The organism is Rugamonas violacea, from assembly GCF_016461825.1.
Taxonomy (GTDB): Bacteria; Pseudomonadota; Gammaproteobacteria; order Burkholderiales; family Burkholderiaceae_D; genus Rugamonas.
In genome coordinates, this window is sequence record NZ_JAEMNU010000125.1 from 64,921 (window position 1) to 84,062 (window position 19,142).

The following is a 19,142-nucleotide window of genomic DNA, read 5'->3' on the forward strand; positions in this document are numbered from 1 at the left end:
GCGCTCGGCCTGTGGCCGTAGCGCCGTCCGTCTTGCCGCCCGCCGGCGGCGCGGCTTACTGGCTCTGCTGCAGGCTGCGGCCGTTGAGCGCCTGCACCGGCCGGGCGTTCATCGGATACAGCTTGCGGAAGGTGGCCAGCTGGTCCTTGGAGATCTCCAGCGGCTGCTTCAGCACCTGCCAGCGCACGCCCTCGCTGCACGGCGGCGTGGTCAGCGAGCCCATGAAGGCGTAGTAGCCCTGGGCGGCCGGCAGCAGGTCGGCCGGATTCAGCGGCTCGGCCAGCTCGGCCTTGCCGTCGGCCTGCCTGGGCATCTTGGCGAAGACCTTCTTCAGCAGCGGGTTTTCCTTGCCCTCGCTAAACAGCACGGCCACCACCGCCAGCTTGCCTTCGGCGTTCTTGTGGACCATGTGGGCCACCAGCGGATAGGCCTTGCCGTTGACCTTTTCCTCGCTCGGCGTGTGGAAATGGAATTGCAGCAGCTTGTAGTCGGCGCCGCCCAGCTTGGCGCTGTTGCCGTCGCCGACGTTGACCTGGATGGTGTGGCCGTTGTTGACCACCTCGGCGCGGCCGGCGGCGTAGCTGAAGCCCAGCGCCGGCAGCTCGGCCTTGGCGGCGTCGCGGATGTCGATCGGCGATTGCTCCTTGCCCAGCTTGCACGAGGCGAAGTCGGGCTGCAGCTCGCTCCAGTGGGCCGGATCGCCGTGGCCGCTATAGCTCCAGTGGGCCGGCTTGGCGTCGTGCGGCTTGTCCGCGCTCAGGGTTGGGTGGGCATAGGCGAGCGCGCAGATGGCCAGCGTGGCCGGAATGATCGATTGTTTCATGCTTGTCTCCTGTGTGTTCTGGCTGGCCCCGAGGCGATTGCCGGGGTGGGCCAGCCATGGTAGCAAACGGCGGCCGCGCGTTTCTCACCAAATCCCACAGTGCCGGCCAAGCCGGTGCGGATGGTCGAAAACTGTGGCGAAAACGCCGCAGTGGCGACGCGGCAGGCGCGCCGCTGCCGTCGCGCCGCCCTTGTTGGTCCACACATGGCCCGCCAGACGTGCCGATTGGCTCGCCAGGGCTAGTCGAACATTGCCATAGTTGCATGTTTGTCTGGTCTAATCAACACAACGGCCGCCGCCGCGCGCCAGCAAGGCGCCGCCGCGCCCGGCCTCCCACCCACCGCCTGGAACAACACGGACAACCATGCAAAAAATCGCTGCAATCTGCACGCTGGCGCTCGCCGCCGGCACCCTTCCCGCCCAAGCCTTCGAGCCGCTGGCCGCCGATTCGATGGAGGAGGCCCGCACCTTCAAGATCGAAGTGCTGCAAGTGACCGACATCGAGCCCTACCAGGAATCGCTGAACGGTTTCCTCGCCGCGCTGCGCAGCAACGAGCTCATCGAGGGCAAGAACCTGCTCGTGCATCGCGTCAAGATCGATTTCGATATGGAAAAAGGCGGTTTCTGGAGCCGGCTCGGCGTGCTGCTGCGCATACGCAACGAGGCGAGCCGCATCGTCGAGGCCAAGCCCGACCTGGTGCTGACCATCGGCACGCCGGCCACCAAGTATGCCCGCGGCATCCTGGAGGACGCCCACATCCCGCTGGTGTTCACCGCCGTGGCCAATCCGCAGGACGCCGGCTGCGTCTCGCTGAGCGACGCCGGCCCGGGCGTCACCGGCTCCACGCTGTACAGCAACATGGGCGAGTCGGTGAAGGTGGTGCAACAACTGTTCCCCGAGGTGCGGCGCATCGGCATGGTCCACACCGACGATGAGAACGGCGTCGCCCACGTTGCCGCCGCCAGCGCCAGCGCCGGCCAGGCCGGCATGGCGGTGAGCGCGCGCCTGATCAGCAAGAACGACAGCATCGTGCCGACGCTCAAGGCGCTGTACGACCAGGGCCAGGGCGTGCAGATGTTCGCCGTGCCGCTGGATACCTACTACGGCCTGCACCGCTACGAGGCGGCCACCGACCTGGGCGAGTTCGGCGCCGCCCACCAACTGCCGGTGGTGACCCTGGCGATGGTGCGGGTGCCGGGTGCCGTGCTGTACGTCGGCTCCGACTTCACCCAGGTGGGCAATCTGGCCGGCATCCAGGCCAGCAAGATCCTCAAGCGCCGCACCAAGCCGGATGTGTTGCCGATCCTGCGGCAGGAAACGCCGACCGTGCTGATCGACCCGGAGCGGGCGGCGGCGCTGCATATTTCCTTGCCGACGGCTTTTCTCGCGCACAAGAGCGTGGGGAAGAATGGGTTCTGGCAGATTGATCTGGCCAAGTAGGGGGCCGGCGCGCACGTTGAGGGAGCTCATGCGGGGTATGGCGGGAACTCATGCGGGGCATGAGTTCCCGCCTGCGCGGGAACGACGGGGTTGGGACTTAGGATGGACTTAAGGCCACCTCTAAAAACCCGTCATTCCCGCGTAGGCGGGAATCCATACCCCGCATGCCCATTGGCTCAGCATGGGTTCCCGCCTGCGCGGGAACGACGGGGTTGGGACTTAGGATGGACTTAAGCGCGGCGCCGTTTGGCGGCCGCATTGGCGCGCCGGCGACAATGCGGCTACAATCTCGCCCATGCGCCGTTTCCTGATCATTTTGCTGTTGCTGATCCTACCGTGCCAGGTCACCCTGGCGGCGGTGGATCTGTGCTGCGGCTTCGATCGGACCACGCGCCACCAACCCTGCGCCGTCGAGGCGCAGGAGAACCTGGACCTGTCCAAGCCGCACAGCAGCGTCAATTCACCGATCGACGCCCACTGCGCCCTGTGCTTCCTGGGCAGCATCAGCATCATGTCCGCGCCGACCGTGCGCAAGCTGCCGCAGCAGCTGGAACACAGCGCCGCCGTCGCTTCCGCGCGCGTCCAATTCGCCTCCCACGCCGCACCGCGTCCCGAACGGCCGCAATGGCAGCCTGCCGTCTGACCCGGCAAGCGGCCCCTTTTTTCCTGTATTTGTTGTCACTGCCACCACGGTTATAGAACCGCTGGTGCGCACGCCGCTGTGCCGGATTCCCTCGTCTTTCATTCACGGAGAATTCGATGCAAGCATTATTCTGGCCCCTGGGCTTGGCGACCGTGCTCGCCTTGCCGGCGGCCGCACAGGGCGCCAACACGCCCGCCCCACCTTCACCTTCGCCGATACTGGCGTCGGCCACCCTGGCCATCCCGACCACCCTGGCCATCCCGACCACCCTGGCCATCCCGACCACCCCGGCCACCCCGGCCATCCCGGCCACTTTGGCCATCCCGGCCACTTTGGCCACCCCGGCCACTTTGGCCACTCTGGCCACGCCGGCCCTCGCCCCACCAGTCTCGGCCAGCACTGTGCTCAGTCTGGCGCAAGCCCTGGCGCTGGCCTTGCGCGCCAGTCCCGATCTGGCCGCCGCCACGCATGAGGTCGGCGCCGCCGACGGCGCCCTGCGCCAAGCCGGCGCGGCGCCCAACCCCGAGCTGTCGCTGACCATGGAGGACCAACAGGCCGCCACGCGCAGCACCACCCTGCAATGGAGCCAACCGCTGGAGACCGGCGGCAAGCGCGCCGCCCGCGTCGCCGTGGCCTCACTCGGCCGCGACAGCGCCGAGGCGGCACTGGCCGCGCGGCGCGCCAGCGTGGGCGGCGCCGTCATGGCCGACTTCGCCCAGGTGCAACTGGCGCAGGAGCGCGCCCGGCTCGGCCTGGCCGCCCTGGTACTGGCGCGCCAGGCCAGCGCCGCCGCCGCCAAGCGCGTCGCCGCCGGCAAGATCTCGCCGGTGGAGGAAAGCAAGGCACGCGTCGCCGAGGCCGGCGTGCGCCTGGCGCTGAGCCAGGCCAACGCCGAGCTGCTGCGCGCGCGCGGCCGTCTGGCCGCCAACTGGGGCGCGACGACGGCAGCGTTCGCCAGCGTCGAGACGGCCATGCCGGACTTGGCGCCGCTGCCCACGCTGGCGCAACTGGCGGCGCGTTTGGAACAGGCGCCGCAAATGGCGCGGGCGCGCAGCGAAATGGCGCGCAGCCAGGCCGAGCTGCGGCTGCAGCAGGCGCGCCGCGCGCCCGACGTCACCTTGATCCTGGGCGCCAAGCGCAACGCCGAGCTGGGCCGCAACCAGGCGATTCTCGGCCTGTCCGTGCCGCTGCCGCTGTTCGACCGCAACCAGGGCAATGTGCAGGCCGCCGCCAGCCGCAGCGAACAGGCGCGTAGCGAGCTCGACGCCACCGTCGTGCGCCTGCACAACCAGTTGCAGGCGGCGCACGGCAGTTGGCGCAGCGCCACCGAGCAGGCCGAGCTGTACCGCAGCGAGATCCTGCCCGGCGCCAACAGCGCCTACGCCGCCGCCGTCAAGGGTTTCGAGTTCGGCAAGTTCAGCTTCCTCGACGTGCTGGACGCCCAACGCACCCTGTTCGACGCCCAGAGCGGCTACCTGCGCGCCCTTACCGATATCCGCCTGGCCTACGCCGACCTGCATGGTCTGCTCGGCGGCGCCCCCAATACCTTGTCTGCGGAGCAGCCATGAAATTTGCATCATCCATCAACAAAAAACAAAGAACGGCCATCGCGGCCATCGTCGTCGGCACCGTGGTGTTGGGCAGTTTGATCCTGTGGGGCGGCAAGTCGGCGCCGGCGGCGGGGCTGGAACATGATGACCACCAAGCCGCGGCCGCCGCGCCGCAACTGCTGGGCGGCAAGATCACCCTGAGCGCGGCGCAGATCAAGGCGGCCGGCATCGAGCTCGGCAGCGCGACGCCGGCCAACATCGTCGCAAGCGTGCGGCTGCAAGGCGAGGTGCGCATGAACGAGGAGCGCAGCGCGCACATTGTGCCGCGCGTGGCCGGCATGGTCGAGAGCGTGGCCGTCGGCCTGGGCCAGCAGGTCAAGCGCGGCCAGGTGCTGGCCATCATCAACAGCGGCACCGTGGCCGAATTGCGCGGCGACAGCCTGACGGCGCAGCGCCGCCTTGAGTTGGCGCGCAGCACCTTCGCCCGCGAGCAAACTTTGTGGGAGCAAAAGATCTCCGCCGAGCAGGACTTCCAGCAGGCCCGCCAAGCCCTGCGCGAGGCCGAAATCAACGCCCTGAACAGCCGGCAAAAACTGGCCGCGCTGGGCGTCGACGAGACGTCCGGCGCCGCTGGCGGGCTGAACCGCTACACCGTGCGCGCGCCGTTCGACGCCACCGTGGTCGAGCGCCGCCTCAGCGCCGGCGTGCCGGTCAAGGAGGACGCCGACGTGCTGACCCTGTCCGATCTGGGCACGCTGTGGCTCGACGTTGCCGTGCCGGAGCGCGACCTGGCCACGGTGAAGCCGGGCGCGACGGTGGAACTGGCGCTGCCGGCCACCACCACCACCACCACCACCACCACACCCGCCGCCAACGCCACGGCCAACGCGCCGGGCCGCGCCGCCGACAGCGCCGCCGGCGCCACCGTGGCGCACGGCAAGGTGGCCTACGTCAGCGCCCTGCTCGGCGAGCAAACCCGCACGGCGACCGCGCGCATTTTGCTGGCCAATCCGCAGGGCCGTTGGCGCCCCGGCCAGTTCGCCACGGTGACGGTGAACGCCGCGCCGGTGGCGGCAACGGTGACGGTGGCGCTGAGCGCGCTGCAAACCGTCGAGAACCGCCAGGTGGTGTTCCTGCGCACGGCCGAGGGCTTCGTCGCCCAGCCGGTGGTGACCGGCGCCAGCGACGGCAAGCTGATCGAGATCGTCTCCGGCCTGCCGGCGGGCAGCAAGTATGCCGCCGTCGGCAGCTTCCTCATCAAGTCGGAGCAAGGCAAATCCGACGAAGCCGGCCATTAAGGGGGATGAACCATGTTTGAACGCATCATCGATTTCTCCATCGCCCGCCGCTGGCTGGTACTGCTGGCCGTGCTGGCCATGGCCGCCGCCGGCGTCTACAACTACCAGCGTCTGCCGATCGACGCCGTGCCCGACATCACCAACGTGCAGGTGCAGATCAACAGCGCCGCGCCCGGCTACTCGCCGCTGGAGACCGAGCAGCGCATCACCCTGCCGATCGAGACGGCGATGGCCGGCCTGCCCCACCTGGAACAGACCCGCTCGCTGTCACGCTACGGCCTGTCGCAGGTGACGGTGATCTTCAAGGACGGCACCGACCTGTACTTCGCCCGCCAGCTGGTCAACGAGCGGTTGCAACAGGCGCGCAACGCGCTGCCGGCCGGCGTCACGCCGACGCTGGGGCCGATTTCGACCGGCCTGGGCGAGATCTACTTTTGGACCGTGGAGGCGCGCGACGGCGCCCGCAAGGCCGACGGCACGCCGTACAGCCCGACCGACCTGCGCGAGATCCAGGACTGGATCATCAAGCCGCAGTTGCGCAACGTGCCCGGCGTGACCGAAATCAACGCCATCGGCGGCTACGCCAAGGAGTACCAGATCGCCCCGCTGCCGGAACGGCTGGCGGCGCACGGCCTGGCGTTGGCCGACCTGCTGGCGGCGGTCGAGCGCAACAACGGCACGGTCGGCGCCGGCTACATCGAAAAGCGCGGCGAGCAGTTGCTGGTGCGCGCGCCGGGACAGCTGAGCTCGCTTGAGGAGCTGCGCAACGTGGTGCTCGGCAACAACGACGGCGCCGTGTTACGCCTGCGCGACGTCGCCGAGGTGAGCCTGGGACGCGAGCTGCGCACCGGCGCCGCCACCGAGAACGGCCGCGAGGTGGTGCTGGGCACCGTCTTCATGCTGCTCGGCGAGAACAGCCGCACCGTCTCCAGCGCCGTCGACAAGAAGATGGCCGAAATCAACCGCAGCCTGCCGGCCGGCGTCTACGCGCCGACCGTGTACAACCGCACGGTGCTGGTCGACAAGGCCATCGCCACCGTGCGCAACAACCTGTTGGAGGGGGCGGTGCTGGTGGTGGCCGTGCTGTTCCTGTTCCTCGGCAATATGCGCGCCGCGCTCATCACCGCGCTGGTGATCCCGCTGGCGATGCTGTTCACCTTCAGCGGCATGGTCGGCAACCATGTCAGCGCCAACCTGATGAGTTTGGGCGCGCTGGACTTCGGCATCATCATCGACGGCGCCGTCGTCATCGTCGAGAACTGCGTGCGCCGCCTGGCCCACGCGCAGGAGAAGCTGGGCCGCCCGCTGACCCTGGCCGAGCGGCTGGGCGAGGTGCGCGGCGCCGCCCGCGAGGCCCGCCGGCCGCTGCTGTTCGGCCAGCTCATCATCATGATCGTCTACCTGCCGATGTTCGCGCTGGGCGGTGTCGAAGGCCGCATGTTCCAGCCCATGGCCTACACCGTGGTGATCGCCCTGGTCGGCGCGATGATCCTGTCGCTGACCTTCGTGCCGGCCGCCGTCGCCCTGTTCATCGGCGAGCGCGTGGCCGAGAAGGAAAACGGCCTGATGTTGCGCGCCCGCCGCCTGTACGCGCCGGTGCTTGAGCGCATGCTGGCCAATCCGGCGGTGGTGCTGAGCGGCGCCGCCGCCACGGTGCTGCTGTCGGCGCTGCTGGTGACGCGCCTGGGCAGCGAATTCGTGCCCAGCCTGAACGAGGGCGACCTGGCGGTGATGACCCTGCGCGTGCCCGGCACCAGCCTGAGCCAGTCGGTCGCCATGCAGCAGCAGTTGGAGAAGACGCTGGTACGCCAGTTCCCCGAGATCGACCGGATGTTCGCCCGCATCGGCACCGCCGAGGTGGCCACCGACCCGATGCCGCCCAACGCCGCCGACAGCTACATCATGCTCAAGCCGCAGTCGCAATGGCCCAAGCCGCGCCGCACGCGCGACGAGCTGATCGCCGCCATCGAGGAGGTCGCCAACACGCTGCCGGGCAACAGCTACGAATTCTCGCAGCCGATCCAGCTGCGCTTCAACGAGCTGATCTCCGGCGTGCGCAGCGACGTCGCCCTCAAGCTGTACGGCGACGACCTGGAGCAACTGCAGCTGACCGCCGGCAAGATGGCCGCCGTGCTGCAGGACATTCCCGGCGCGGCCGAGGTGAAGGTCGAGCAGACCAGCGGCCTGCCGATGCTGACCATGCGGGTCGACCGCGAGCGCGCCGCCCGCTACGGCCTGGCCATGGCCGAGGTGCAGCAACTGCTGGCGGTGGCGGTCGGCGGCCGCGAGGCCGGCGTGGTGTTCGAGGGCGACCGCCGCTTCAACATCGTGGTGCGTCTGCCGGAAAATCTGCGCAACGACATCGAGGCCCTGAAACGCCTGCCGCTGCCGCTGCCGGTCGGTGCCGACGGCGCGCGCCGCAGCATCGCGCTGGCCGAGGTGGCCAGCTTCGACCTGGCGCCGCAGCCGAACCAGGTCAGCCGCGAGAACGGCAAGCGCCGCGTGGTGGTTTCGGCCAATGTGCGCGGCCGCGACATGGGTTCCTTCGTCGCCGAGGCGCAGCGCCTGGTGGCGCAGAAGGTGCCGGCGCCGCCCGGCTACTGGACCGAATGGGGCGGCCAGTTCGACAATCTGCAATCGGCCGCCAGCCGTTTGAAGCTGGTGGTGCCGGCCGCGCTGCTGCTGGTGTTGTTGCTGTTGTTCGTCATGTTCAACAACGTGCGCGACGGCCTGCTGGTGTTCACCGGCATTCCCTTCGCGCTGACCGGCGGCCTGGCGGCGCTGTGGCTGCGCGGCTTGCCGCTGTCGATTTCGGCGGCGGTCGGCTTCATCGCCCTGTCCGGCGTGGCGGTGCTCAACGGCCTGGTGCTGATCGCCTTCATTCGCGGCCTGCGCGAACAGGGCCGCACGCTGGACGAGGCGATCCGCGAGGGCGCCCTGACCCGCCTGCGGCCGGTGCTGATGACGGCATTGGTGGCGGCGCTGGGTTTCGTGCCGATGGCGCTGGCGCTGGGCACCGGCGCCGAAGTGCAGCGGCCGCTGGCGACGGTGGTGATCGGCGGCATCCTGTCGTCCACCTTGCTGACCCTGCTGGTGTTGCCGGTGTTGTACCGGCTGGCGCATGGCCGGCTGGCTGGCGAGCCGGCGGCGGCGCGGCTGGCGCCGCTGGGCGCCTAGCTGAATTCTGAAGAACCGGCCGCCCCGGCCGGTTCGATGGGCAAGGTCTTCTCCGTCGCCAAATTGGAGGACGACCTTGCCGGCGCATCAAGCCGTAGCGAGTAATTGCTCTTTCAGCTCGGCCATCCGCTGACCGAGCTCGACCAGATCGACCTTGGTCTTGCGCGCGGCCGGGAACATGTCGCCCTCTTCTTCTCCGACGTGGTGTTCGATCTGCTCGGAAAGCACCTTCACTTTGGCATCGTACAGCTGGTCGCCCGGGTCCATTTCCAGGATCTGCGCGATCAGTTCCTTGGCGCTGGCGTGCTCGACCAAGGCCTCGTCCATCAGATCGTTATCCTTGATCGGGCCGCGAACGGCCGGGTAGAAAATCTGCTCTTCCAGTTGGGTATGCACCGTCAATTCCATGCAGATCTGGTCAGCGAGCTTCTTTTTACTGACCGTCGAACGGTCACTGAGCCCCTCGAATTGAGCGAACAAGCCTTTCACTTTCTGATGATCGGCGACCAGCATTGCGATAGCGTCTTTGGGATGAACCGTCATGTTAATTCTCCTCGTTAAGGTGAGCACGATTGTCGTTTGCGGCCGACGCCGGGTCGGTGCGTTCCTTAACCTTGTGCGCGCGCGGTCGGTGAAAATTTCGTGATCGGCGCAGTCGCGCAGGATGGCGAGATTGGTACGTTGGCGTACAGTGGAGCACCGATGGCGATGTTAATTTATCAGCGTGGATAAGGGGCGCGGTCGGCTACCGGCCGGCCCCTGATTCATCAATTTATCAACCTGCCATGGAAGATTCTGACATGCAAACTTCAACCATTCCGGTTGCCATCGCGCACACCGATGCACATCGCGCCGACCACCTGTTGTCGGGTGTTTCCTGGGGAGCCATTCTAGCCGGCGCCGCAGCGGCCGCCGCCCTCTCGCTAATCCTGCTCATGCTGGGCGTTGGGTTGGGACTGTCCGCCGTTTCGCCGTGGGCACCGGCGCCCGGCGCCGCCGTCATCGGCGGCGCCACCATTGCCTGGCTCGCCTTCACGCAGCTGGCCGCGTCGGGCCTCGGCGGCTACCTGGCCGGCCGTCTTCGCATCAAGTGGGCCAGCGTCCACACCGATGAAGTGTATTTCCGCGACACCGCCCATGGCTTGCTGGCATGGGCCATCGCCACCTTGTTGACCGCGACGCTGCTGGTCGGTTCCGTGCGCGCCACACTGAGCGGCGCGATCGATTCGGCCGCCCCGGTGGTCGCTCCGGTCGCCGGCGCGGTCGCTGCGGGCGCGCGTGGCGGCAACAGCGCCAACCCGGTCGATTACTTCTCCGACATGCTGTTGCGTAGCGATAAGCCCGACGCCAACAGCGCCGAGGCGCGGGCCGAAGTGGTGCGCATCGTCGGCACCGGCCTGGGCAACGGTGGCTTGACGCCGGACGACCGCAACTACCTTGCGCGCGTCGTCGCGGCGCGTAGCGGCATGGCCCAGGCGGACGCCGAGAAACGCGTCGACGATGTCTATGCCCGTGCCAACAGCGCGATTGAAAAGGCCAAGATCGCCGCCAAGGACGCCGCCGACACGGCGCGCAAAGCAGCGGCCTGGTCCGCCATCTGGATGGCCGTCTCGCTCCTGCTCGGGGCCTTTGTCGCCAGCATGTTGGCAACCTTCGGCGGCCGTCTGCGCGACCGCGTCGAGTCCCATTCCACCGCCACAGTCCATTAATTATCAGGAGGTATTTCCCATGCGCTCAATTCTCTTATGGATGATCGGCATTCCCATTCCCGTGATTATCCTTATCGCCCTCTTCGTTCATTAAGCCCTATTTCACTTGCGGAGTAATACATGACGAAAACCAAAGCGGCCGGCGGCAACGCCGGTACACCAGCGCCGGCAACAACACCCTCTCCCACCACGGTTGGCAATGGCGGCGAGTGGCACCAGCAGGCGCTCGACAATACGCTCAGCACCAACCAGGGCCTGCCGATAGCGGACAACCAGAACTCGTTGCGCTCCGGTCCGCGCGGTCCGACCTTGCTTGAGGATTTCATCCTGCGCGAGAAAATCACCCACTTCGACCATGAACGCATTCCCGAGCGCATTGTCCATGCGCGCGGCACCGGCGTGCATGGCGTGTTCGAGCTGACGAAGTCGTTGGCGAAGTACACGCGCGCCAAGATCCTCACCGAAGTGGGCGAGCAGACGCCGGTGTTCACGCGTTTTTCCACCGTCGCGGGCGGTGCCGGTTCGATCGACACGCCGCGCGATGTGCGCGGTTTCGCCGTCAAGCTGTATACCAAGGAAGGCAACTGGGACTTGGTCGGCAATAACATTCCGGTCTTTTTCATCCAGGACGCGATCAAGTTCCCCGACTTGGTTCACGCCGTCAAGATGGAGCCGGATCGCGGCTTTCCACAGGCCGCCACCGCCCACGATACCTTCTGGGACTTCATTTCGCTGACGCCGGAATCGATGCACATGGTCATGTGGGCGATGTCCGACCGTACCCTGCCGCGCTCGCTGCGCATGATCGAGGGTTTCGGCGTCCACAGTTTTCGGCTGATCAACGAGGAGGGTCAATCGGCCTTCGTCAAGTTCCACTGGCGGCCAGCGCTGGGCCTGCAATCGACGATCTGGGACGAAGCCGTCAAGATCGCCGGTGCCGATCCGGATTTCCATCGGCGCGACATGTTCGAGGCGATCAGCAGCGGCGCCTTCCCCGCCTGGGATCTGGCGGTGCAATTGTTCACCCAGGAACAGGCCGACGGTTTCCCCTTCGACCACCTCGATCCGACCAAGCTGATTCCCGAGGAACTGATTCCGCTGAAAGTGATCGGCCGCATGACCTTGAACCGGTGGCCGAACAATTTTTTCGCCGAAACCGAGCAGGTGGCGTTCTGCCCTTCGCATGTGGTTCCCGGCATCGATTTTTCCAACGACCCGCTGCTGCAGGGACGGCTGTTTTCCTATCTCGACACGCAACTCTCGCGCCTGGGCGGGCCGAACTTCCACCAGATTCCCGTGAACGCGCCGAAATGCCCGTTCGACAATCACCAGCGCGACGGCCATATGCAGATGAGCCAGCCGGTCGGCCGCGTTGCGTATGAGCCGAACAGCCTGTCGGCGGATTCCCCGCGCGAACGCGCCGACGGCTTCCACAGCATGCCCGCCGAGGACGGCGGCGCCAAGGGGCGGATACGCGCGGAGTCCTTCGGCGACCATTATAGCCAGGCGCGCCAGTTCTTTATCAGCCAGACCGCGATCGAGCAGGCGCACATGGCGTCGGCGCTGGTGTTCGAACTGTCCAAGGTGGAGCATCCGCACATACGCGCGGCGGTGGTCGGCCATCTGCGCCATATCGACAAGGCGCTGGCGACGCGGGTGGCGAGCGGTCTGGGCATGGACGGCTTGCCGGACTCGCCGCCGACCGGCACGCCGCTGCGGCAATTCGATCCCTCGCCGGCGTTGCAGATCATCGGCAAGATGAAGGACACGCTGGAGGGACGCGCCGTCGGCCTGCTGGTGTCGGACGGCTCGGACCGGGCCGTCGTCGCCGCGCTGGTGGCGGCAATCGCCAAGGCGGGTGCCAGCCACAAGGTGATCGCGCCGCACGTCGGCGACGTCGTCCTGGGCGACAAGTCGCGCTTGAAGGTGGACGGGCAGCTCGCCGGCACGCCCTCGGTCATGTTCGACGCGGTGGCCATTGTGCTGAGCGCGGCGGCGGGCGCCGAGCTGTGCAAGGAAGCCGCGGCGGTCGATTTTGTCCGCGACGCGTTCGGCCACTTGAAGGCGATCGCCGCCGACGACGGCGCGCAGGCCTTGCTGGACAAGGCGGGCGTGGTCAAGGACGCCGGTGTGGTGGGCGCGGCGGACACGCGGCAGTTCATCGCGGCGGCCAAGACCCGGCAATGGGCGCGCGAAGAGTCGCTGCGCAAGCTGGCTTGATCGGGCGCGGCGCGGCTGGCGACGTCTGGAATCCGGGCACGCGCCGCCCCCGCCCCGCGCTCAATGCGGGCGGCGCTGGCGCTGGCGCTCGAAGGCGTCGCGGATGTGCTGGCGCAGCTCGGCGTCGTCCCACGGCTTGGAGAGGAATTTGTAGACGGCGCCCTGGTTGATGGCGTCGGTCACCGCCGCCAGGTCGGCGTTGCCGGACAGGATCATGCGCACCGTCTGCGGGTACAGTTCCTTGACCAGGCCGAGGAAGGCGGCGCCGCTCATGCCGGGCATGCACTGGTCGGACAGGATCACCTGGGCCGGCGTGAGCGCCAGCAGTTCCAGCGCCTCGGCGGCGCCGGCCGCCGTCAGCACGTGGTAGCCCTCCTTGCGCAGCAGGCGGCGCAAGGCGGTCAGGTTGTCCGGTTCGTCGTCGACCAGCAGCAAGGTGTTGCGACGGTCGTCGGCGGCGGCCGGCGGCGCCAGGCATTTCCCGTCAATCAGCATGGCGCTGAACTGCGCCGCCGGCAGCGGCTGACTGAAGTAATAACCCTGTATCTCGTCGCAGCGCTGGCGCCGCAGGAACTCCAACTGGCCCTCCGTCTCGACGCCTTCGGCCACCACGCGCAGGCCCAGGCTGTGCGACATGGCGATGACGGCGGTGGCGATGGCGGCGTCCTCGGCGCTGTTGGTCAGGCCGCTGACGAAGGAGCGGTCGATCTTGACGAAGTCGAAGGGAAAGCGCTTCAGGTAGGCCAGCGAGGAGTAGCCGGTGCCGAAGTCGTCCAGCGAGAGCTTGACGCCGAGCGCCTTGAGGGCGCGCAGGTGGCCGACGGCGGCCTGCGGGTCGTCCATCAGCACCGACTCGGTCAGCTCGAATTCGATGTCGCGCGGCGCCAGGGCGTGGCGGGCGATGGCGGCGGCGACGGTGTGCCGCACCTGGCCGCCGCTGAACTGCAGGGCCGACAGGTTGATCGCCACCGGCACGATGTCGACGCCGGCGGCGCGCCAGGCGGCCTGCTGGGCGCAGACGGCGTCGATGATCCAGTCGCCCAGCGGCACGATCAGGCCGGTCTGCTCGGCCAGCGGAATGAATTCGGCCGGCGCCACCAGGCCGCGCACGGGATCTTGCCAGCGCACCAGCGCCTCGGCGCTGACGATGTGGCCGCCCTGCAGGTCGACGCGGGGCTGGTAGTGCAGGCGGAACTGCTCGCCGGCGAGCGCGCCGCGCAGCGCCGCTTCGAGGGCGACGCGGGCGCTGATCGCCTGGTTCATGCGCGGCGCATAGAACAGGCAGCGCTGCGGCGAGGCCTTGGCCTGCTTGAGCGCCAGCTCGGCGCGCTTGAGCAGGGTCTCGGCGTCGCCGCCGTCCTCCGGGTAGAGCGCGACGCCGGCGCGCGCGGCCACGCCGATCTGTTGCGCGCCGATGGTCAGCGGCCGCTCCAGGCACTGCATCACTTGTTGTTCCAGCGTGGCCAGGACGTCGGCGCCGCCCTGCAGCGCGCCGACGGCGACGGCGAAGGTATCGCCGCCGATGCGCGCCGCCGTGAACGGCTCGCGCAGCTCGGCGCCGAGGCGGGCGGCGACGCCGCGCAACACCTGGTCGCCGACGTGGCGGCCAAACTCGTCGTTGAGCTGGGCGAAGCCTTTCAGGTTGATGGCGACGACGGCGGCGCCCTCGCCGGCGGCGCAGCCGTGCAGCAGTTGCGTGGTGCGGTCGTGGAACAGCATGCTGTTGGGCAGGCCGGTCAGCGCGTCGTAGTAGGCCAGGTAGCGCAGCCGCTCTTCGCGGTCGATGTATTGCAGGCCGAGCGAGAGGTCGCCGGCCAGCTCGTCGAGCAGCAGCAGGCGGCCCTCCTGGGCGAAGAAGCCGGCCTCTTTGGCGAACAGCACCAGCACGGCGCTGCAGCGCTGGTCGAGCAGGATCGGCAGCGCGGCCAGCGCGCGCACGCCGTGGGCGGCCAGCTCGGCGCGCAGCGGCGCCAGCGAGTCGTCGAGGTCGATGTCGTCGCACACCACGCTGCGCCGTTGGCGCGCCGCCACGCTGGCCGGCCGCGCCGCGCCGGCGCCGGCCGGGTCGGCGCTGAAGCGGATCAGCTCGGCGAAGCCGTCGGGCGCGCCGGCCGAGCCGACCACCCGGCCGGCCAGCGTGTCCGGGTCGATGACGCCGGCCCAGGCCATGCTGAAGGCGCCGTGGGCGACGGCGACGCGGCAGGCCTCCTGCAGCAGCTCGTCGCGCTCGCGCAGGCGGACGATGGCCGAGTTGATGCCGCTGAGCACGGCGTACAACTGGCCCAGCCGGCCGACCCGCTCCTGCTGGGCGGTGGCCTCGCTGACGTCGGCGGCCAGGCCGGCGACGCGGTAGACGCGGCCGTGCTCGTCGCGGATGGGGAAGCCGCGGTCGTGGATGTGGCGCAGCGCGCCGTCCGGCCGGACGATGCGGTAGCGGTAGTCGAAGCCGTCGAAGTGGCCGGGCACCTGCTCCCAGGCGCGCTCGCGGCGCTCGACCTCGGCCAGGTCGTCCGGATGGATCGCCTCCTTCCACGACAGCGGCGCGGCGTACAGGCTGGCGCAGCTGCGCCCCCAGATGGCCTGGTAGGCCGGGCTGATGTAGAGCACGCGGCCGGTGCCGATGTCGATCAGGTAGAAGATCTCGCCGATGTTCTCGGCCAGTTGGCGGAAGCGCGCCTCGCTGTCGCGCAGGCGCTCGGCCAGCTGGCGGCGGGCCTGCAGCTCGGCTTCGAGCTGGGCCACGTTGGCGTTGATCTTGTCGACCAGTAGCAGGTTCTCGTAGGCCACCGCCAACTGGCTGGCGACGGTGGCGACGGCGCGCTCGTCGATCTCGCTGAACTCGTCGGCGCCGAGCTTGTCGGCCAGGTAGATCCAGCCGTAGTCGCGCCCGGCCGCGCGGATCGGCACGGCCAGGAAGGAGCGCTGCGGCCGGCCGGCGCCGTCCAGCCCGGGCGGCGCCGGAGCGCGGTCGAGGTCGCGCAGGCGCTGCGGCTGGCGCTGGCCGAGCAGGAAGCCGAGCACGCCTGCGTCGGGCGCCAGCGCGGCCAGCCGGGCCTGCTCCTGCGCGTCCAGGCCTTGGCAGGCGAAGTGGCGCGCCGTCTGGCGGCCCGGTTCGACGATGCCGACCGCGCAATAACGCGCCACGCTGATTTGCCGCGCCACCTTGGCGGCGTAGTCGCACAGCGCTTGTGGCTCGCGCAGGCCGCTCATGTCGATGCCCATGTCGATCAGCGCGGTCAGCCGCAGGCCCACCGTCTGCAGGTCGGCCAGCGAGCTCGACAAGCGCTGCGTGGTGTGCCGCATCTCCTGCTGCTGGGCGTCGTCCGGCGCGGCGCGGCAGGCCATGTCGGAGATGCGCTGGTTGTTGTCCTCGACGCGCTGCAGGCAGGCCGCCAGTTGCTGGTCGAGCGCGACGAGGCGCGACGGCGGCGCCGAGGCCGCCATCACCGCGCTCAACGCCTCGTCGACGGCGCGCAGGATGAGCTCGGGCGTGGCCGGTTTCTGCAGCACCCAGTCGACCCGGCATTGCCTGGCCATCCGCCGCGCCTCGCGCAGATTGTAGGTGGAGGTGTAGAAGATCACCGGCACGGCGGCGATGGCGGCTTCGGCGCGCACGGCCAGCACGAAGTCGTAGCCGTTCATCACCGGCATCATCAAATCGGTGATGATCAGGTCGGGCCGGACGCTGCGCGCCAGCAGCAGCCCCTGCTGGCCGTCGGCGGCCACCAGCAAGCGGTGCTGGCCGCAGTCGAGCAGGGCCAGCAGGAACTCGCGGCTCAGCACGTGGTCGTCGACGATCAGGATGGTGGCCAAGGCGCCTCCCCTGGCACGGCGGGCAACACGCCGCCGCCGGTTTCATCAAGGATCAAACGGTTGAAATCCATCGCCATATACCGCCGCCGGTTGGGTGGAAACCATTCCACCGTAGTGCTTGGAGCCGCTGTGCCACACCCGCCGGTAGCCGACGCCGGCGGCGGCGAGAACGCGGTAGCGTGCCTGTTTCCGCCGCTCGCGGAGTGACGTTCGAGTATAAAGCGGAGTTTTGCGATTTTACAAGCAATGGATAAACTGCCGCCGCCCGATATGTCGCATTGTTGTGCGACTTGCCATTTGGGCGTCTCGATCAATGAACGGCCGGCGCCGCCCGGTGGCGCGGCCAGGCCGGTCGCGACGGCGCCGGCGGGGAGGCCGGCGCGCCGCGCGGCTCAGGCGGCTCAGGCGGCGTCGGCGGCCGGCGCGTTGCCGCCCGGCGCCAGGGTCAGCCGCGGCAGGGTCAGCGTGAAGCAGGCGCCCTGGCCGGGCGTGCTGCTGACCTCGATGCTGCCGCGCAGCGCCGTGGTCACCAGGTTGTAGGCGATATGCAGGCCGAGGCCGCTGCTACCGTGGCCCAGGCGGGTGGTGAAGAAGGGGTCGAACACCCGACCCAGGTCGGCCGGCGGGATGCCGACGCCGTCGTCGCTGACGCGCAGCAACACGCCCTGCCCCGCGTCCGGCTCGGCGCAGATGCTGATGGTGCCGCTGGCGCCGTCGACGAAGGCGTGCTGCAGCGCGTTGTCGAACAGGTTGCCGAGGACGTGGCCGAGCGCGCCGGGGCAGCTGTCCATGACGATGTCGGCGGCGATGGTGTTGTGCACGCGCAGGCCGCTGTCGCGGATGGCCGGCGCCAGCGCGGCCAGGATGGCGTCGACCGTGCTGGCCAGGTTGAAGCTGCGCCGGCTCATGCTGGCCTGGTCGACGGCGACCTGCTTGAAGCTGCCGACCAGCTTGGCCGCCTGGCCCAGGCTGCGCATCAGGATGTCGGCGCCGTGCTGGACGGTCTGGATGAACTCGCGCATCTGGCCGCGCGTCAGGCCCTGTTCCATCTGCTCGGCGAACTCGGCGACGTGGAACTGTAGGGTGCTGGCCGCCATCAGGCTGTTGCCGATCGGCGTGTTGAGCTCGTGCGAGACGCCGGCCACCAGCGAACCGAGCGCGGCGTTCTTCTCCGAGCGCAGCAGCTCGGCCTGCATGCGGGTCAGGGTGGCCAGCGCCAGGTTCAGTTGCTCATTGCTTTGTTGCAGCTTGGCGGCGTCGCTCTTCTGCTGGGCGATGGCTTCGAGCAGCTCGGCGTTGGAGGCGAGCAGGCGATCCTGCTGCTCGATCAACTTGAAGTCGCTTTCGATGCTCTTCTTGATTTCCCACAGCAGGTCGACATATTTTTCGCGGAAGTTGCGCGTCTTGTTGTCCAACACGCAGATGGTGCCGAACACCTCGTCGTCCGGCCACAGCAGCGGCACGCCGAGGTAGGCCACCATGTTCAGGGCGACGTCGGGATTGTCTTTCCAGTGTTCGTCGTGCAGTGCGTTGGGAACGTGCAACAGGGCGCGGCTGGCCATCACCGTTTCGCAGTACAGGCCGGTGTTCAGATTGGCCTTTTCGTCGGCCTCGTAGGGGTTGCCCTCCTTGTGGGCCGAGACCAGCACCTCGATCTGATTGGGCAGCACGCGCATGATCAGGCCGGCGGGCACGTCGAAAATGTCGGCCATGACGTTGGTGGTGTCCTGCCATTTCGCCAGAAAATTTTCCGGTATCTCATGGGAAAGCTTAGCCACAGCCTGTCCTTCGCGTCTGCAAGCGCGCCGGGGTGGGAGCCGTACCGGGGCGGCGCTCTGGAGTGGGCCGCCGACGGCGGCCATGCCACTACCGTAATTACCAGGTCAATTATATAGGTCAATTCGACGCAACCGGGCCGGTATGCTGCCGGCGGCGCGGTAAAATGCTATTTCGTTATGTAAACTAGCAATCTTTATTGGAGCGCGAAATGCCAGATCCACTAGCCGGCGCCGGCGCCGAGACGGTGTTCAACGTCGATACCCTGATCCGCTACATGGGCGGCGACGCCAAGGGCCGCGCCACGGTGGCCAAGATCGTCGGCGACGCCTGCGCCGACGGCGACGCGCCGCTGCGCCGGGTCGCCGCCGCGCTGGCCGAACAGCGCTACGATGTCGCCGGCAAAATCTGCCACGGCCTGCGCGGCTCGCTCGGTTCGCTGGGCGCCAAACGCTTCGCGCGCGCCGCGCTGGCGTTCGAGGAGGCGCTGGCCGAGGGCCGCGTCGAACCGCTCGGACGGTTGTTCGACGACGTTTCCACCGAGTACCACTTGTTACTCAGCAGCGCGGCCGGCTGGCTGGCGCAGCTGCCCTAGCGGCGGCGCGCTCTCCAAATAGTTCATCCTTGAGTTGAAAACGGATGGAATATTCAGCTTTTATGAATTAAACTATATGTTGCAGTGCGGGAATTCC

General features: G+C 68.3%; 12 protein-coding genes. 8 read left to right on the forward strand and 4 right to left on the reverse strand.

The annotated features are described in order from the left end of the window. Positions 1–55: 55 nt before the first annotated feature. Positions 56–823, reverse strand: a complete 768-nt coding sequence (locus H7U20_RS23975) for a carbonic anhydrase (RefSeq protein ID WP_199761655.1) — start codon at positions 821–823, stop codon at positions 56–58. A 364-nt stretch (positions 824–1,187) separates the two neighbouring features. Between H7U20_RS23975 and H7U20_RS23980 the strand changes: the two genes are divergently transcribed. The 5 genes from H7U20_RS23980 (at position 1,188) to H7U20_RS24000 (ending at position 8,932) form a co-directional block, all read left to right on the forward strand. Further along, complete coding sequence (locus H7U20_RS23980) at positions 1,188–2,264, forward strand: ABC transporter substrate-binding protein (protein WP_199761656.1); 1,077 nt, start codon at positions 1,188–1,190, stop codon at positions 2,262–2,264. A 295-nt stretch (positions 2,265–2,559) separates the two neighbouring features. Next, on the forward strand, positions 2,560–2,907 hold the full coding sequence (locus tag H7U20_RS23985) for a hypothetical protein (RefSeq protein WP_199761657.1): 348 nt from the start codon (positions 2,560–2,562) through the stop codon (positions 2,905–2,907). A 116-nt stretch (positions 2,908–3,023) separates the two neighbouring features. Further along, complete coding sequence (locus H7U20_RS23990) at positions 3,024–4,475, forward strand: TolC family protein (protein ID WP_199761658.1); 1,452 nt, start codon at positions 3,024–3,026, stop codon at positions 4,473–4,475. Continuing rightward, entirely contained in the window at positions 4,472–5,755 is a 1,284-nt protein-coding gene (locus H7U20_RS23995) for an efflux RND transporter periplasmic adaptor subunit (RefSeq protein ID WP_199761659.1), read from the forward strand. The genes H7U20_RS23990 and H7U20_RS23995 overlap by 4 nt, the downstream gene beginning before the upstream one ends. A 12-nt stretch (positions 5,756–5,767) precedes the next feature. Further along, entirely contained in the window at positions 5,768–8,932 is a 3,165-nt protein-coding gene (locus H7U20_RS24000; RefSeq protein WP_199761660.1) for a CusA/CzcA family heavy metal efflux RND transporter, read from the forward strand. An 87-nt stretch (positions 8,933–9,019) separates the two neighbouring features. Here the strand turns inward: H7U20_RS24000 and H7U20_RS24005 are convergent, their stop codons facing one another. After that, a complete protein-coding gene (locus H7U20_RS24005) occupies positions 9,020–9,475 on the reverse strand; it encodes a hemerythrin domain-containing protein (protein ID WP_199761661.1) in 456 nt (151 codons plus the stop codon). 257 nt (positions 9,476–9,732) lie between these two features. Between H7U20_RS24005 and H7U20_RS24010 the strand changes: the two genes are divergently transcribed. Together H7U20_RS24010 and H7U20_RS24015 are read left to right on the forward strand one after the other, a co-directional pair. Continuing rightward, entirely contained in the window at positions 9,733–10,641 is a 909-nt protein-coding gene (locus H7U20_RS24010) for a hypothetical protein (protein ID WP_233411036.1), read from the forward strand. Positions 10,642–10,761: 120 nt separating this feature from the next. Next, a complete protein-coding gene (locus H7U20_RS24015) occupies positions 10,762–12,861 on the forward strand; it encodes a catalase (protein ID WP_199761662.1) in 2,100 nt (699 codons plus the stop codon). A gap of 60 nt (positions 12,862–12,921) precedes the next feature. Here H7U20_RS24015 and H7U20_RS24020 read toward each other — a convergent pair whose 3' ends face one another. Next, positions 12,922–16,674 (reverse strand): EAL domain-containing protein, encoded by a 3,753-nt coding sequence (locus tag H7U20_RS24020; protein WP_199761663.1) that lies wholly within the window; start codon positions 16,672–16,674, stop codon positions 12,922–12,924. Positions 16,675–17,075: 401 nt separating this feature from the next. Then, positions 17,076–18,452 (reverse strand): GAF domain-containing sensor histidine kinase, encoded by a 1,377-nt coding sequence (locus tag H7U20_RS24025; RefSeq protein ID WP_370593241.1) that lies wholly within the window; start codon positions 18,450–18,452, stop codon positions 17,076–17,078. 209 nt (positions 18,453–18,661) lie between these two features. Between H7U20_RS24025 and H7U20_RS24030 the strand changes: the two genes are divergently transcribed. Then, a complete protein-coding gene (locus tag H7U20_RS24030; RefSeq protein WP_199761665.1) occupies positions 18,662–19,045 on the forward strand; it encodes an Hpt domain-containing protein in 384 nt (127 codons plus the stop codon). Positions 19,046–19,142: the final 97 nt, after the last annotated feature.

Excerpts from the sequence above, each read along its gene's own strand:
- H7U20_RS23975 (WP_199761655.1), bottom strand. The coding sequence starts at position 823 with ATGAAACAATCGATCATTCCGGCCACGCTGGCCATCTGCGCGCTCGCC.
- H7U20_RS23980 (WP_199761656.1), top strand. The coding sequence starts at position 1,188 with ATGCAAAAAATCGCTGCAATCTGCACGCTGGCGCTCGCCGCCGGCACC.
- H7U20_RS23985 (WP_199761657.1), top strand. The coding sequence starts at position 2,560 with ATGCGCCGTTTCCTGATCATTTTGCTGTTGCTGATCCTACCGTGCCAG.
- H7U20_RS23990 (WP_199761658.1), top strand. The coding sequence starts at position 3,024 with ATGCAAGCATTATTCTGGCCCCTGGGCTTGGCGACCGTGCTCGCCTTG.
- H7U20_RS23995 (WP_199761659.1), top strand. The coding sequence starts at position 4,472 with ATGAAATTTGCATCATCCATCAACAAAAAACAAAGAACGGCCATCGCG.
- H7U20_RS24000 (WP_199761660.1), top strand. The coding sequence starts at position 5,768 with ATGTTTGAACGCATCATCGATTTCTCCATCGCCCGCCGCTGGCTGGTA.
- H7U20_RS24005 (WP_199761661.1), bottom strand. The coding sequence starts at position 9,475 with ATGACGGTTCATCCCAAAGACGCTATCGCAATGCTGGTCGCCGATCAT.
- H7U20_RS24010 (WP_233411036.1), top strand. The coding sequence starts at position 9,733 with ATGCAAACTTCAACCATTCCGGTTGCCATCGCGCACACCGATGCACAT.
- H7U20_RS24015 (WP_199761662.1), top strand. The coding sequence starts at position 10,762 with ATGACGAAAACCAAAGCGGCCGGCGGCAACGCCGGTACACCAGCGCCG.
- H7U20_RS24030 (WP_199761665.1), top strand. The coding sequence starts at position 18,662 with ATGCCAGATCCACTAGCCGGCGCCGGCGCCGAGACGGTGTTCAACGTC.